At 66.5% G+C, this 14551-nt stretch carries 11 protein-coding genes; 3 read left to right on the top strand and 8 right to left on the bottom strand.

Translation table 11 applies throughout. The features are described from left to right. The first annotated feature begins 7 nt into the window (after positions 1 to 7). Entirely contained in the window at positions 8 to 1678 is a 1671-nt protein-coding gene (gene betA / locus ABE464_RS07205) for a choline dehydrogenase (RefSeq protein ID WP_346471376.1), read from the top strand. Positions 1679 to 1689: 11 nt separating this feature from the next. On the opposite strand, the gene ABE464_RS07200 is transcribed toward betA, so the two are convergent. The 4 genes from ABE464_RS07200 to ABE464_RS07185 all read right to left on the bottom strand — a co-directional run bounded on the left by ABE464_RS07200 (position 1690) and on the right by ABE464_RS07185 (position 5132). After that, positions 1690 to 2568: an EamA family transporter gene (locus tag ABE464_RS07200; protein ID WP_346471375.1), complete on the bottom strand. Its 879-nt coding sequence runs from the start codon at positions 2566 to 2568 to the stop codon at positions 1690 to 1692. Positions 2569 to 2621: 53 nt separating this feature from the next. Continuing rightward, positions 2622 to 3710: an alpha/beta fold hydrolase gene (locus ABE464_RS07195; protein ID WP_346471374.1), complete on the bottom strand. Its 1089-nt coding sequence runs from the start codon at positions 3708 to 3710 to the stop codon at positions 2622 to 2624. Next, on the bottom strand, positions 3701 to 4552 hold the full coding sequence (locus tag ABE464_RS07190; protein ID WP_346471373.1) for an AraC family transcriptional regulator: 852 nt from the start codon (positions 4550 to 4552) through the stop codon (positions 3701 to 3703). Before ABE464_RS07190 ends, ABE464_RS07195 begins: the two co-directional genes overlap by 10 nt. A 100-nt stretch (positions 4553 to 4652) precedes the next feature. Further along, entirely contained in the window at positions 4653 to 5132 is a 480-nt protein-coding gene (locus ABE464_RS07185; RefSeq protein WP_346471372.1) for a VOC family protein, read from the bottom strand. Between the two features lie 376 nt (positions 5133 to 5508). On the opposite strand from ABE464_RS07185, the gene fhuE reads away from it, so the two are divergent. Continuing rightward, the gene (gene fhuE / locus ABE464_RS07180) at positions 5509 to 7686 is read left to right on the top strand and encodes a ferric-rhodotorulic acid/ferric-coprogen receptor FhuE (RefSeq protein ID WP_346471371.1); all 2178 of its coding nucleotides are present in this window, start codon (positions 5509 to 5511) and stop codon (positions 7684 to 7686) included. Between the two features lie 96 nt (positions 7687 to 7782). Here fhuE and ABE464_RS07175 read toward each other — a convergent pair whose 3' ends face one another. The 4 genes from ABE464_RS07175 to ABE464_RS07160 all read right to left on the bottom strand — a co-directional run bounded on the left by ABE464_RS07175 (position 7783) and on the right by ABE464_RS07160 (position 12400). After that, complete coding sequence (locus ABE464_RS07175; protein ID WP_346471370.1) at positions 7783 to 7941, bottom strand: hypothetical protein; 159 nt, start codon at positions 7939 to 7941, stop codon at positions 7783 to 7785. A 154-nt stretch (positions 7942 to 8095) separates the two neighbouring features. Beyond that, positions 8096 to 8722 (bottom strand): LysE family translocator, encoded by a 627-nt coding sequence (locus ABE464_RS07170; protein ID WP_346471369.1) that lies wholly within the window; start codon positions 8720 to 8722, stop codon positions 8096 to 8098. A gap of 184 nt (positions 8723 to 8906) precedes the next feature. Continuing rightward, entirely contained in the window at positions 8907 to 11780 is a 2874-nt protein-coding gene (locus ABE464_RS07165) for a TonB-dependent receptor (RefSeq protein WP_346471368.1), read from the bottom strand. Positions 11781 to 12151: 371 nt separating this feature from the next. Next, on the bottom strand, positions 12152 to 12400 hold the full coding sequence (locus tag ABE464_RS07160; protein ID WP_346471367.1) for a hypothetical protein: 249 nt from the start codon (positions 12398 to 12400) through the stop codon (positions 12152 to 12154). Between the two features lie 165 nt (positions 12401 to 12565). Here ABE464_RS07160 and ABE464_RS07155 point away from each other — a divergent pair, with 165 nt between their 5' ends. Beyond that, a complete protein-coding gene (locus ABE464_RS07155) occupies positions 12566 to 14542 on the top strand; it encodes a transglycosylase SLT domain-containing protein (RefSeq protein WP_346471366.1) in 1977 nt (658 codons plus the stop codon). Positions 14543 to 14551: the final 9 nt, after the last annotated feature.

Raw genomic sequence — 14551 nt, 5'->3', positions numbered from 1 at the left:
CACCGCGATGAAGCGCGAGTACGACTACATCATCATCGGCGCCGGTTCGGCCGGCAACACACTGGCCGCGCGCCTCACCGAAGACGCCGGTGTCAGCGTGCTGCTGCTGGAAGCCGGCGGGCCGGATTACCGGATGGATTTCCGCACCCAGATGCCGGCTGCACTGGCCTATCCGCTGCAGGGCCGGCGCTACAACTGGGCGTATGAAACCGAGCCGGAGCCGTACATGAACAACCGGCGCATGGAATGCGGCCGCGGCAAAGGCCTGGGCGGCTCCTCGCTGATCAACGGCATGTGCTACATCCGCGGCAACGCGATGGACTTCGACCAGTGGGCCAGCTTCGACGGGCTGGAAGACTGGAGCTACCATGACGTGCTGCCCTACTTCCGCAAGGCGGAAACCCGCGACATCGGCCCGAACGACTACCACGGCGGCGATGGCCCGGTCAGCGTGGCCACGCCGAAGAACGGCAACAACGTGCTGTTCCATGCAATGGTCGAGGCGGGCGTGCAGGCCGGCTATCCGCGCACGGATGATCTCAACGGTTACCAGCAGGAAGGCTTCGGCCCGATGGACCGCACGGTGACCCCGCGCGGGCGCCGCTCCAGCACCGCGCGCGGTTACCTGGACATGGCCAAGGACCGCGAGGGGCTGGAGATCGTGGTGCATGCCACCACCGATCGCATCCTGTTCGCCGGCAAGCGCGCGGTTGGCGTGCGCTACCTGGCCGGCAACAGCGCCGAGCCGATCGATGCCCATGCGCGCCGCGAGGTGCTGCTGTGCGCCGGTGCGATCGCCTCACCGCAGATCCTGCAGCGCTCCGGCGTGGGCGCGCCCGCGCTGCTGGCTGCGCTCGGCGTACCACTGGTGCACGACCTGCCCGGCGTTGGCGAGAACCTGCAGGATCACCTGGAGGTGTACATGCAGTACGCCTGCAAGAAACCGGTCTCGCTGTACCCTGCCCTGCAGTGGTGGAACCAGCCGGCGATCGGTGCGGAATGGCTGTTCGCCGGGACCGGCATCGGCGCCAGCAACCAGTTCGAGGCCGGTGGCTTCATCCGCACCCGCGAGGACTTCGACTGGCCCAACATCCAGTACCACTTCCTGCCGGTGGCGATCAATTACAACGGCACCAATGCGGTCAAGGAACACGGCTTCCAGGCGCATGTGGGCTCGATGCGCACGCCCAGCCGCGGCCACGTGCATGCCAGGTCACTGGACCCGCGTGAGCACCCGTCCATCCTGTTCAACTACCAGTCCACTGATCAGGACTGGCAGGAATTCCGCGATGCGCTGCGGATCACGCGGGAGATCATCGCCCAGCCCGCGCTGGACGAATTCCGTGGCCGCGAGATCAGCCCGAGCGCCGAGTGCCAGACCGATGCGGAACTGGATGCGTTCGTGCGGGCGCATGCTGAAACCGCGTACCACCCGTCCTGCTCGTGCGCGATGGGCACCGATGCGATGAGCGTGGTGGACGGCCAAGGCCGCGTGCATGGCATGGAGAGCCTGCGCGTGGTCGATGCGTCGATCATGCCGCGCATCATCACCGGCAACCTCAACGCCACCACGATCATGATCGCCGAGAAGATCGCCGATCGCATTCGTGGACGTGCGCCGCTGCCGCGCAGCACTGCGGCGTATTACGTCGCCGGGGATGCACCGGCCCGGCGCTGAGGCCTGCGTGATTACGCTGGCGCACCCGGCAACGGCACTACCGCCCGTTTCGCGGTCAGCGTACTGCCTACCGAGGCCACCACGGTGCAGCCGATCGCCGCCCACTGCAGCGGGGTCAGGTGCTCGGCCAGCAGGCCCATCGCCAGCAGCGCCGCGACCGCCGGCTCCATGCTGATCAGGATGCCGAAGGTCTCCTTCGGCAGCCGCTTGAGCGCCATCATCTCCAGCGACATCGGAATCGCGCTGGAGACGATCGCCACGCCCAGGCCGAACAGCAGGATCTTCGGGTCCAGCAAGGCCATGCCGGCATGCGCCACGCCCACCGGCACCACCACCAGGGCCGCCGCGCACAGCCCCAGCGATACCGTATGCCCGGCCGGCAGATGGCCGGTGCGCTTGCCGAAGATGATGTACATCGCCCAGCAGACCGCCGCGCCCAGGGCGAACATCACCCCGACCGGATCCAGTGGCTCGCCGTGGCCGAGCGGCAGCAGCAGCAACAACCCGACAAGCGCGCAGCCCACCCACACAAAGTCGACCGGCCGCCGCGAGGACCACATCGCCACCGCCAGAGGTCCGCAGAATTCGATGGCCACCGCGATGCCGAACGGGATCGTGCGCAGCGCCATGTAGAACAGCAGGTTCATCACCCCGAGCGTGATGCCATAGCGGATGATCGCCCCGGCATCCGCGCGGGAGGTGGTCCAGCGCCACGGCCGGAACACCATCAGCAGCACCAGCGCCGAGAAGCCCACGCGCAGTGCGCTGGTACCCTGCGCGCCAATCAGCGGGAACAGCTGTTTGGCATACGAGGTGCCCACGGCCAGCGAGGTGACCGAGCCCAGGACGGCCAGAGCAGGAAAAAGCGTAGAAAGGCGGGAGGTCGACATCCGCACAGGATAGGGCCGAAGGCGCGGCAATACCGCTGCTTTTCTGCTCTGACTCAGCGTGTGGCCGACAGCGCAGCATCGAACAACGCCGTCGCTTCCGAGATCGCGGCCCCGTGCGTGGCCTGCTTGTCGGCCGCCACCTGGCAGAGTGCGCCGACGCGCGTCTGGCCCAGGGCGGTGCAGCTGGACAGAAAGTCGTAGTGCCCGACGGCTGGCAGGGTGGTCAGCGTCGCCTTCGGCAGTGCCGTGGCGGCGATGTCGCTGTTGGTGGCCGGCGAGGCCACCGTATCGGCCGCACCGACGATGATCGACACCGGCTGCCTTACCTTCGCCAGATCTCCCGGCGCGAAGGCCTGCACCATCGCCGGCGCGATGAGGAACACGGCGCCCACGCCGGCAATGGCGCGATCGTCACCGGCCTGGGCAACCCACGGCGCCAGTTCCGGCGTCCCTGCGGCGGTCAACCGCCGCGCCAGGGTCAGTGACGGAGTCTCTGCCTGCGGCGCGCAGACGCCGTCATCGGGGTGCGTGCGACAGAACGCCAGCAGGCGCTGCACCTCCGGGCGTGCCCCTGCGGCGACCAACGCGGTGAACCCGCCAGCCGAATATCCCGCAATGCCCAACCGCTGGGTATCGATCTGCGCAGCAAGCGCGGGATCCGCCTGCACGGCCGCCAGCGCGGCAGCAAGATCATCCACGCGGTTCCACATCAGTATGCTGCCAGCCTCGGTCATGGGGTCCACACCGTTGTTGCCGGGATGGTCCACCGCGATCACCACGTAGCCTGCCCGCGCCATCGCGGTGCCGAACCAGCCCATCATCCGGGCGCTGCCACCGTTGCCGTGCGAGAGCAGCAGGACCGGCCAGCGACCTTCGGCGATGGCGGCATCCGCGGCAGCCGTGCCCACCTCGAACAGGGGCGCGCCCGGCGGACCGATCGTCAGCGCGGTTTCCTGTGCCTCGGGGTGCGCCGGGTACCACACGGTGTAGCGCACGCTGTCGCGGTGGTCGGCATCACGCACGGCCGCACTGGGCGTGTGTGCCACGCCCTGTCGCTCTCCCACGGGCGGCACGGCCCCAACGGCAAACAGGGGCAGGCAGAGCGCCAGCAGCGCGGTACAACAACGGGCGGTCATTCGCATGGGTCAATCTCCTTGAGGTGCAACGTGTCGGCCAGCGGCAGCCAGATCTCCACCCCGCCGTGGCCGCTGCGGTCATCGAAGCGCGCGTCGTAGCGCTCCAGGTCCGGTGCGTCGGCCAGGGTCAGGCCGGACGCCGGCAGATAGTCATTCAACAACCAGAACCAGGTGGAGCGGATCGCGGAGATGTGCCCGGCATGCCAGGCCACCAGGTACTCGCGGGGCGCGATCGAGATCGCCTGCCAACCGGCGGGCACGGACGCGCCGGCACGGATCTCCACGCCGGCGATGTAGTCGAAGCCACCTTCGGCATCGTTGTTGCCGCACACGCCGTAGGCGATCTCAGCGCCCAGGCCATACGCTTCGTCAAGGCGCTGCCATTGCGAAGGAATCGATGCGACGGTCGCGGCGGTATGGCGTGAACCGATCCCGGCCACGCGCAGGGCGCCGCGGTACTCGCGCCGGGGTTCGATCGCGCAGGGGGTCGAGGTATCGATCAGTTTCAGTGCCTCGACCAGCGCCATGCCGGCCAGCCCCTGTTCGCGCACCTGCTCGGGCGAGCGCCCGAACTGGTCGGAAAATGCGCGGGTAAAGGCCGCGTGCGAGGCGTAGCCCGCCGCCATCGCCACACTCAGGATGTCACCGGCACCGGCGGCCAGTTGACGGGCAGCTTCGGTCAGTCGGCGGCCACGCTGATAGCGCACCACCGAGGTGCCGGTGCTGACCTGGAACAAGCGCGAGAGGTGGAACGGTGACAGCCCGACCACGCGGGCGATATCGGCCAGCGACGGGTTTTCAGCGAAGTGGCTTTCGATGTACCACAAGGCCCTGCGTGCCGCACCCATACCGCCAGATCCATGCCGTTGAACGGGTCCGCAGCGTAACCCAGCGCGCGGGGCGGCATTTGATCGTTCTTGCTGTGCGCTACGCTGCGACGGTGCGGCCTCAGCCCTTTACCGCCGCCTCGATGGCCGCCACGTCGATCCTGCGCATGGTCATCATCGCCTCGAACGCACGCCGGGCCACGGCGGGATCCTTGCTCGTCACCGCATCGGTCAGCACCCGTGGCGTGATCTGCCAGGACAGGCCCCATTTGTCGCGGCACCAGCCGCAGGCACTTTCCTCGCCTCCATTGCCGACGATGGCATTCCACAAGCGGTCCGTTTCGGCCTGATCATCAGTGGCGATCTGGAAGGAGAACGCTTCGCTGTGTTTGAACGCCGGGCCGCCGTTGAGCCCGATGCAGGGAATGCCGGCAACGGTGAAATCGACGGTGAGCACATCGCCCTGCTTGCCGGAGGGAAAATCGCTCGGCGCGTGGTGCACCGCGTGCACGGCGCTGTCGGGGAAGGTGGCGGCGTAGAAGGTGGCGGCGTCCAGCGCGGTACCGTCGAACCAGAGGCAGATCGTGTTCTTGCTGACCATGGGCGTCTCCTGCTGCAGCGGATGGATAGCGCCTGCTCACGTTAGGCGTGGGGGTGTTAAGCCTGCGCGCGGGTGTCGCTTGGAGGGTGGCGACAGTAGTGCGAGCCAGCACGGTCGCGCTTCAGCAAAATGAATACGCAGGAGTCCCGCGTGGCCTGTCTTCCGCATCGACCCTGAGATCGGATGCGGTTGATGATGCGAATCATTGCCATTACCATAGTGTGATCCGGGTCGCGCAAGGGATGCGTAGCCGTGAACAGTTATCGAGCCCGCGCCGGGTCACCGCCCGCGCCAGCCGCTGCCTGCCCCCACCCCGCTCCGCCGCAGGCCACCCAGGACGCCGGCCATGCGCGTTGCCGCCTTTCTGGAAACGCCGATGACCCGCTCCGCCCACGTGCTGTCCCGCCCGTCGATGCCCCGTCGCCCGCTGCCGCAGGCCTTGATGCTGGCCCTGTGCAGCCTCGCCATTGCGCCTGCATTCGCGCAGGACGCTGCCGCTGATGCCACCACGCTGGACAAGATCGTGGTCAAGGGCGAGCGCGCCGAAGGCTATTCGGTCCGCAGGACCTCGGCCGGCACCCGCTTCGATCTGGCCCCGCGCGAGATCCCGCAGTCGGTCAGCATCATCAGCCATCAGCGCATCGAAGATCAGAACCTCGATGACATCATCGACGTGCTGGCCAACACCACCGGCGTGAGCAGCACCCAGTCCGATACCGAGCGCACCGAGTTCTACGCGCGCGGCTTCTACATCGACAGCTACCAGTTCGACGGCTTGCCCACCCAGATGGTGCAGAACTGGAGCTACGGCGATTCCGGCCTGGACCTGGCCCTGTATGACCGCGTGGAAGTGGTGCGTGGCGCCACCGGCCTGCTGAGCGGCGCGGGCAACCCGTCCGCGTCGGTGAACCTGATCCGCAAGCATGCCGACAGCGCCGAGCTGACCGGCAGCGTGTCGGTCAACGTGGGCAGCTGGGGCCGTACCCGCAGCACCGTGGATGTGACCACTCCGCTGAACGCCAGCGGCTCGGTGCGTGCACGCGTGATCGGCAGCTACCTGGATACCGAATCGCAGATGGACCGCTACGATCAGCACAAGACGCTGGGCTATGCGGTGATCGATGCCGACCTGACCCCGGACACCCAGCTGAGCGTGGGCTACGACTACCAGCAGAAGCGGGCCAATGGCGCGACCTGGGGTGGCTTCCCGATGCTGTTCTCCGATGGCACCTCCACCGGTTACGACGAGTCGTTCAATGCCAATCCGGGCTGGACTTACTGGGATACGACCAGCAAGCGCCTGTTCGCCACGTTGGAACATGCGTTCGCCAACGACTGGAAGGTCAAGGTTGGCGCCTCCCATGACAAGACCAGTGCCGATGACAAGCTGTTCTATCCGGCCTACAACGACTGGGTGACCGGCGCTTCCAACTTCGACAAAACCACCGGCGCAGGCGTAGTGGGGTCGGCCGGCTTCTACAATACACAGCGCAAGGTCAATGCCGTAGATGGCTATGTGGAAGGACCGTTCCAGCTGTTCGGGCGGGAACATCAGTTCATGGCCGGGCTGAGCTACAACAAGCGCGATTTCGCCAATTACGGTGACTACCAAGGCACGGTGGACAATCCTCGTTGGCAGCCACTGGACAGCTACCTGGGATGGACGGGGGACTTCCCCGAGCCTGTCTGGAACCCGCTGACGCTCGCGAGCGAAGGCACGATCACCCAGAAGGCCGGCTACGTCGCCACCCGCCTGTCGCTGGCCGATCCGCTCAAGCTGATTCTCGGCGCACGTTACACCGACTGGAAGAGCGAAGGCGAAGGCGATGACCGTTCGCACAAGGTCACCACCCCGTATGCCGGCCTGGTGTTCGACATCAACGACACCTATTCCACCTACGCCAGCTACACCGAGATCTTCCAGCCGCAGACGGCGCGCGACCGCAATGACAACTACCTCGATCCGGTGGATGGCAAGAGCTACGAAATCGGCGTCAAGGGCGCATGGTTCGACAACCGACTCAACGCCTCCGTCGCTGCGTTCCGCATCGAGCAGGACAACGTCGCGCAGATCACCAATGAGCCGATCATCGGTCGTCCGGGCCAGTTCGCGTCCATCGCCGCGCGCGGCACGGTGAGCCGTGGCTTCGAGTTCGAGCTCAACGGCGAACTGGCCCCGGGCTGGAACGCGACCTTCGGTGCCTCGCGCTACGTGGCCAAGGACATCGACGACGCGGACATCAACACCAACCTGCCGCAGACCACCATCAAGCTGTTCACCAGCTACACCCCGCAGTCGCTGAGCGCGCTGACGGTCGGTGGCGGTGCCAACTGGCAGAACGGCATCTACTACCCGGTGCCGGCCTATGGCCGTATCGAGCAGGGCGGCTATGCGCTGGTCAGCGCGTTCGTGCGCTACCGCATCTCGCCGGAGTTCAGCGTGCAGGCCAACCTCAACAATCTGCTGGACAAGACGTACTTCTCGCAGATCAATGGCTACGGCGCGTACGGTGACGGCCGCAATGGCGGCCTGACGTTCACCTGGTCGTTCTGACGTTCGAAACAGCCCTACAGCGAGAAACACAGGGCCGGGAATTTCCCGGCCCTGTGCGTTGCTACACGTTCAAGGGCGTGCCGCAGCCCCGCCCACTCACGCGGCCCGCGTGCGTAGATGGAGGCCTACGGCCATCAGCAGGATCGCGGTCATGACCGCACACGGCATCGCCACGCCATTCCAGAGCTCCATGGCACCGTAGGCGGCGTGCTCCAGGGCTGCGGCCTGCAGCGTGGCAGAGAGTGTCTTCTTCATTGCGTTATCGTCAGTGTTTGCGGGATTGGCAGTCCATAGACTGGATGTGCCTGACTGCAGCGAAGCCGCGAAATGAACGCTGCTTTCTGCGTTGATTCCGCCCGCTGGCGCGCCGTTGACGCCTCAGCTGTCCGGGCTGTCGCCTGATGTCCGATCAGGGCCGCGCGCGCAGCAGCGCCAACCCAAACCCGATGAAGATCGTGCCGACCACACGGTCGAACACCTTGCGCAGCCCTGGCTTGGCCAGATAGCCGGCCAGCCCGCGGCCGCCGGCGGCATACACCGCGTACCAGAACATCTCCATCACCGCGAAGGTGCCCACCAGGATCACGAACTGCGGCAGCTGCGGCTGGGTGAGATCGACGAACTGCGGCAGGAACGCCGAAGCGAACAGCAGCAGCTTGGGGTTGCTGATGCCGATGATGAAGCCATCGCGGAACAGCACGGTCCGTGAACTGGGCACCAGCGCCGTGGTGCTGCCGACGTCGATCGGCGCATCACCGCCGCGCCAGGCTTTGATCCCCAGGTACACCAGGTACGCCACGCCGGCGTAGCGCAGCACATCGAACACCAGCGGCGAGGCCTTGAGCACGGCGCCCAGCCCGGCGGCGGAGATCGCCAGGGCCAGCACCAGCGCGGTAAGGCAGCCGGCCATGGCGGCGATGCTGCGGCGGAAGCCGACGCGCACGCTGCGGGTCATCACGTGCAGCATGTTCGGGCCGGGCGTGCCGCACAGAACGAACACGGTGACGGCGAAGATCCACCAGGTATGCAGGTTCATGGCAATTCAGTTCACGAAGAGGCGTAGTGCCGGCCGCTGGCCGGCTCGCCATGATGCCTGACGGAAACAGCACCGGCAGGCCAAACACCCGCTATGGCCGATCCGTGCAACCAGATTGTCCGCCCGGAACGCACCGGGGCGCCCTCTCGACGCCCCGGTGTGTCAGCTCCGCATCACCTCGCGATCAGAACCGCAGGTCCGCGCGCAGGTACCAGTAGCGCCCGCGCGGGATGTCGTAGGTTGAGGCGTCATAGCCGTTGAGCGAGCAGGACAGGCAGATCGGCGGATCCTTGTCGAACACGTTGTTCAGGCCGGCGCTGAGCTGCAGCCCCTTCATCCAGTCGAACTTGTAGCCCACCTGCATGTCGTGGAAGGTGGTCGCGGCCAGTTCGTTGGTGCCTTCGGCCTGATTGCCGCAGATCGGGAAGGCCGCCACGTCGCCGCACTCCTCGGTGAGCTTGGAGATGTGGCGTACCGTCCAGGAGGCATTCCAGTTGGCCAGATTCCAACTCAGGGTGGCATTGCTGGTCCACTCCGGGATCGAGCTGTCGGCCACTTCCACGCCCGGCTCCTGCGGCTGCCGCTGGCCGGCCGCACCCAGTGCCTCATAGCGCCCGACGAAGGTGTTCTGCCAACCGAGCTTGAACTGGCCGACCTCCGTCTGCGGCAGGGTCCAGAACAGATCCACGTCCCAGCCATCGGTCTTGATCGAGCCCAGGTTGGTCAGCCGGTTGTTGAAGCTGCTGACCGCACCGGTCGAGGCGCGCGTGATGCCACCGCAGTACAGCGGGTCCAGCGTGTCCACGCACAGGTCGAGCTGGGTCTGCGCGTTGATCGCCTGGATCGCGCCTTCGATGTGGTGGCGGTAGAACGTCACCTCCACATCGAAGCGCTCCGACCAGGACGCGTTGTTGCCGAACCAGGGGCTCCACACGAAGCCGGCGCTGAAGCTGCGCGAGCGCTCCGGATCCAGCTCCGCGTTGCCACCGGTGGTGACCGATATCTGCGAGTTGGCCTGCTGGAACCCCCCGGGCACGCCGAGCGCGGCGCAGTTCGCGGCACTGCCGCGCGGCGGCGTACCACCCAACCCGACCGAGCACGGATCGAACAGCTGCAGGTCGGCACGCGCGGCCGAGCCGTACAGCTCGCCGATCGACGGCGCGCGGAAGCCTTCGGCATAGCTGGTGCGCAGCACGAAGTCATTGGTCACCTGCCAGCGCAGGCCGTACTTCGGCGTGAACTCCCCACCGAAGGTGGAGTAGTCCGAGTAGCGCCCCGCCAGGCTCAGGTCGAGCTTCTCGCCGAGCGCGCTCTTGGCAAAGATCGGCACGCTCAGCTCGAGGTAGGCCTCGTTGACGTCGTAGGAGCCGGAGGTGGGCAGTGACGGCACACCGTTGTAGTGACCGATCACGGTCAGCGGATCCGGATCGTAGCGGCCCTCGTACTTGCGGTACTCGTAGCCGGTGGCGAACGAGACCGGGCCGGCCGGGAGCGTGAACAACTCGCTGCTCAGGTTGGCGGTGAACAGGCTCAGCTCGTTCTGGCTGCGGTCTCGCACCACCGGCTGGATCCAGCGCAGCATGTCCGGCGTGATCGAGCCGACCCCGCCGAAGATGTTCAGCGGGACGCAACCGGGCGTGGCCGCGCAGATGGCCGGATCGCCCAGCGCCATGTTGACCTTGTAGATATCGTAGCTGCCGTAGTTGGTCTGCTCGGCCTTGTTCTTGCTGTACATGCCGTTGAGGTCCCAGAACCAGCTGCGGTCCGCCGCCTGGAACTGGCCGACCAGCCCGGTGGCGAAGTACTGGGTGTTGACCTCCTGCTCGAACACACGCGGGCCACCTTCCACCGGGCGGCGACCGATCAGGCTCATGTTGCTTGAGGAATCCAGATCGAAGCCGAACGGGTTGTAGGGGTTGAGCGCGGAGACCACGATGTTGTCCGCCAGCGGGTTGCCGGTGGCGCCGTCCGGGCCGAAGAACAACGGCTCGGGGCCGGCCTGGTTGGTGGACTCGCGGCGGTTGCCCAGTGCCTTGATGTACCACTGGATGTCATCGGTGAGGTCGAAGCGGAACTGGCCGAAGATGCCCTTCCGCTCGGACGGGGTGAGCACCAGGTTGTACTCGGCGAAGTTGAAGCGGTCGGCCGAGGTGAAGCAGTGGTAATCATCGCTGCGGTTGCAACCGGCAGTGCCGTCATAGCGCGGATTGCTCACGCCGGTGTTGGGCACGATGTTCTGGCTGGCGCCGGTGTTGGGGTCCACGAAGGCGAAGCGCCCCTGCGGAATGCCGCCACTGCCGAAGGCCAGCCCTGTACCCGGAATCGGAAAGCGCGACTGCTCGCGATCGCGCGCATATACCGGGTCCTGCTTGGTCCAGCTGGCGCTCAGGAACAGGCTGTAGCGGTCGCCGCTGGTGCCCCAGGCCAGGTCCACGCCCTTCTGGGTGCCGTCGCCCTTGCTGTACTCGCCGTAGTTCATCGTCACCTGCGCGCCGTCGAATTCGCGGCGGGTGATGATGTTCACCACACCGGCGATGGCGTCGGAGCCATACAGCGATGAAGCACCATCTTCGAGCACTTCGATGCGCTCGACGATGGCCAGCGGGATGGTGTTCAAGTCTGTCGCCGCCCCCACGCCGGAGGCGGAGGATTCGTTGACCCAACGGATGCCGTCGACCAGGACCAGCACGCGCTTGGCGCCCAGATGACGCAGATCGACCTGCGCCGAGCCCGCGCCCACACCGCTGCCATCGGGTGGGAAGCCGAAGTTGCCCGAGGAATTGAACTTCGCATTGAGCGCCGAACCGGAGCCGGTCAGCTGCTGCAGCACATCGCCGATCGAGGTAAGACCCGTGCGTTCGATCTCGGTGCGGGTCAGGGTCTGGATCGGTACCTGGCCTTCCACCTCGGCCCGCTTGATGCGGCTGCCGGTGACTTCCACCCGGTCAAGATCGGTCGTACTGCGGGGCGCGTCCTGTGCGCTGGCCAACGCCGGTGCAGCCAACAGCAGGCACAACGAGACGGCAACCGCCAGCGGGCGGTGATGCAGGTTGTTCATTCGCTCTCTCTCCAAAGGAATGTCGGGCTGGGCTGCCGCGCCCCCCCTGCATGGCGGCAGTGTCTCCTTTGTAAACAAACGGTAAACAGTTCGACGTGACGGGCGACACTCTTTCACGCGGAATCGACAAAGCCGACTGGGCGAAACCAAGCGGAGTGGATTGCATGGATCGGCCGTGCGCTGCAGCGAACGCCTTGTTTTTAAAGGCGCTGGCGGTCAGACATCCCGCCAACCGGGCAGGACGGCGTCAACGGGAGACCGCGCGAAAGAGCTGCACAGGGATATCGAAAAAAACGGGATCTGCGTGACGTGCTGCGCGTCGTGATCGGCTGAAATGCGGTGCCCCACCCGCCGCTGCTTTCGCCACGGGCTCACTCTTTTTTCTCAGGAGGCGGTTGACGGAGGCGTTCGGCGTCGCGCTCTGCCTGCTCAGCATCCATCACCGCCGCCACGTTCCGCAGGAACGCGGCTTCGGTCAGCCCGGGGCCGCTGGCAAGCGCGACCTGCTCCGGGGATGCACAGTTGTTGCATTCGATAAGGCCATCGGCCTGGCCCGGCAGGGGCATCGCGAGCCCAAGGGTCGTCAACGTCCCGAACAACCACACGGTCCTGAGCTGCATGGGGTCCTCCGTACGGCACGATGCCGCGCATCCATTCCAGCCTCGGCGCGCGTTGCGGTCTGTGATCTGGTCTGCATTTCCGGACGCTGCCGGGCGCAGGCGCCGTTCATCCTCGAGTCGGCTTGCCCTCACTCCCTTTCACCCCGCGCCGTTATGCTTTCCGGCATGACTCGACTTCCCTTCTATTTCTTCAGCGCGACCGTCCTGCTGGCCTGCACCGGCGTCAGCCCGGTAGCCGATGCCCAGAACCTGGATGCGCAGCGCGCGCAGCTCAAAGCCGTCATCGACAATGCCGAGCGCGGCCAGTTCGACCCGGCCCAGGCGGCCGCATTGAGCCGGCACCCGCTGTACGGCTGGGTCGAATTCGCGAACCTGCGGCGCAACATCGACACCGTCAGCAATACGCAGGCCCAGGATTTCCTGAAGCGCTACAACGGCCAGGCGGTGGCCACCAGCTTCCGCAATGTGTGGCTGCCTGCGGTGGCGCGGCGCCAGGATTGGCCGACGCTGCTGGCCAACTGGACCGACACCTCCAACGTCGGCCTGCGCTGCGCCCAGCTCAATGCGCGCCAGGCCACCGGCAAGGCCGATGCGCAGTGGGTGAGCGAGGCGCAGGCGATCTGGCGCAGCACCGGCAAATCGTTGCCTGATGCCTGCGACCCGGTATTCGCGGTACTGGAGGCCAAGGGTGGCCTGAGCGCCGAGCTACGCTGGGCACGTATCGACGCCGCAGCCGATGAGCAGCAGCCGGCGGTGATGCGCAGTGCCGCGCGCGGTCTGCCCGCCACCGATCTCGCGCTGGCCAACACCTATGCCGCCTTCGTCGACAAGCCCAATGCGAGTGCACTGAACTGGCCGCGCAATGAGCGCAGCCGGCGCATCGCCACCGATGGCCTGGCCAAGCTGGCCAAGGCCGATCCGGGCGCTACCGAGCAGCAGTTGCCGCAGTACGCCGACGCCCTGCAGTTGAGCGCCGCGCAGCGTGCACAGGTGCTGTACCAGATCGCGCTGTGGACGGTGGCCTCGTATGGCCCGGAATCCGCCCGTCGCCTCAATGCCGTCCCCGAATCCGCCTACGACGAACGCCTGCACGAATGGCGCACGCGCGAAGCGTTGTCGCGCGGCGACTGGTCGGCGGCACTGACCGCGATCCGCAAGATGGGCCCGACCCAGCGCGCCGACTCGCGCTGGCGCTATTTCGAAGCGCGCATGCTGGACAAGACCGGCAAACGCAGTGAAGCGCAGGCCGTCTTCCGTGAAGCCGCCCGCGCGGCCACCTTCCATGGTTTCCTGGCCGCCGACCAGCTCGGCCAGAACTACACGCTGTGCCCGTGGGAGCCCAATGACAGCGCCCAGGCGCAGGCGGCGGTCGCCCGCGACCCGGCGATCGTGCGCGCCATGGAACTGTTCAAGATCGAACGTGCGGGCTGGGCCGTGGCCGAGTGGAACGACGCCCTGAGCCGCTACGACAACACGCAGCGTCGCCTTGCCGTGGAAGTCGCCCGCGACAACGGCTGGTTCGACCGTGCGGTGTTCTCGCTCGGCAAGTCCCCGGACGAGCAGCGCCTGTACTCGCTGCGCTTCCCGCTGCACCACGACGACAGCATCCGCCGTGAGTCCGCACGCAACGCCATCGACCCGGCCTGGGTGGCTGCGGAAATCCGCGCCGAGAGCATCTTCAATCCGAAGGCGCGCTCGCCGGCCAACGCGATGGGCCTGATGCAGGTCCTGCCCGCCACTGGCGCGGCCGTGGCCAAATCGATCGGCCTGACCAACTACGGTGGCGCCGCCAGCCTGTACGACGCCGATACCAACATCGCCATTGGCACCGCGTACCTGCGCCAGCTGATGAACAAGTACGACGGCCTGCCCTACGTCACCATCGCCGCCTACAACGCCGGCCCGACCCCGACCGCCCGCTGGCTGTCGCAGCGCCCGGGTTTCGATCCGGACATCTGGATCGAAACGATCAGCTACAAGGAAACCCGCGAGTACGTCGCGCGTATTCTGGCCTTCAGCGTCATCTACGACTGGCGCTTGAACGGTGACGCGCTGCCGGTGACCGACCGCATGAACGGGCGCCTGCAGGTCAAGCGCAAGACCTTCGCCTGCGCGGCCAACGCCGACAAGGGCGGGGATTGACTGGCGCCG

It is taken from the genome of Stenotrophomonas sp. TWI587, assembly GCF_039674145.1.
GTDB classification, from domain to species: domain Bacteria; phylum Pseudomonadota; class Gammaproteobacteria; order Xanthomonadales; family Xanthomonadaceae; genus Stenotrophomonas; species Stenotrophomonas maltophilia_AY.
Note: the sequence above shows the minus strand (reverse complement) of the source record. Positions and strands in the feature narration are given on the sequence as shown.

Excerpts from the sequence above, each read along its gene's own strand:
- betA (WP_346471376.1), top strand. The coding sequence starts at position 8 with ATGAAGCGCGAGTACGACTACATCATCATCGGCGCCGGTTCGGCCGGC.
- ABE464_RS07200 (WP_346471375.1), bottom strand. The coding sequence starts at position 2,568 with ATGTCGACCTCCCGCCTTTCTACGCTTTTTCCTGCTCTGGCCGTCCTG.
- ABE464_RS07195 (WP_346471374.1), bottom strand. The coding sequence starts at position 3,710 with ATGCGAATGACCGCCCGTTGTTGTACCGCGCTGCTGGCGCTCTGCCTG.
- ABE464_RS07190 (WP_346471373.1), bottom strand. The coding sequence starts at position 4,552 with ATGGGTGCGGCACGCAGGGCCTTGTGGTACATCGAAAGCCACTTCGCT.
- ABE464_RS07185 (WP_346471372.1), bottom strand. The coding sequence starts at position 5,132 with ATGGTCAGCAAGAACACGATCTGCCTCTGGTTCGACGGTACCGCGCTG.
- fhuE (WP_346471371.1), top strand. The coding sequence starts at position 5,509 with ATGACCCGCTCCGCCCACGTGCTGTCCCGCCCGTCGATGCCCCGTCGC.
- ABE464_RS07175 (WP_346471370.1), bottom strand. The coding sequence starts at position 7,941 with ATGAAGAAGACACTCTCTGCCACGCTGCAGGCCGCAGCCCTGGAGCAC.
- ABE464_RS07170 (WP_346471369.1), bottom strand. The coding sequence starts at position 8,722 with ATGAACCTGCATACCTGGTGGATCTTCGCCGTCACCGTGTTCGTTCTG.
- ABE464_RS07165 (WP_346471368.1), bottom strand. The coding sequence starts at position 11,780 with ATGAACAACCTGCATCACCGCCCGCTGGCGGTTGCCGTCTCGTTGTGC.
- ABE464_RS07160 (WP_346471367.1), bottom strand. The coding sequence starts at position 12,400 with ATGCAGCTCAGGACCGTGTGGTTGTTCGGGACGTTGACGACCCTTGGG.
- ABE464_RS07155 (WP_346471366.1), top strand. The coding sequence starts at position 12,566 with ATGACTCGACTTCCCTTCTATTTCTTCAGCGCGACCGTCCTGCTGGCC.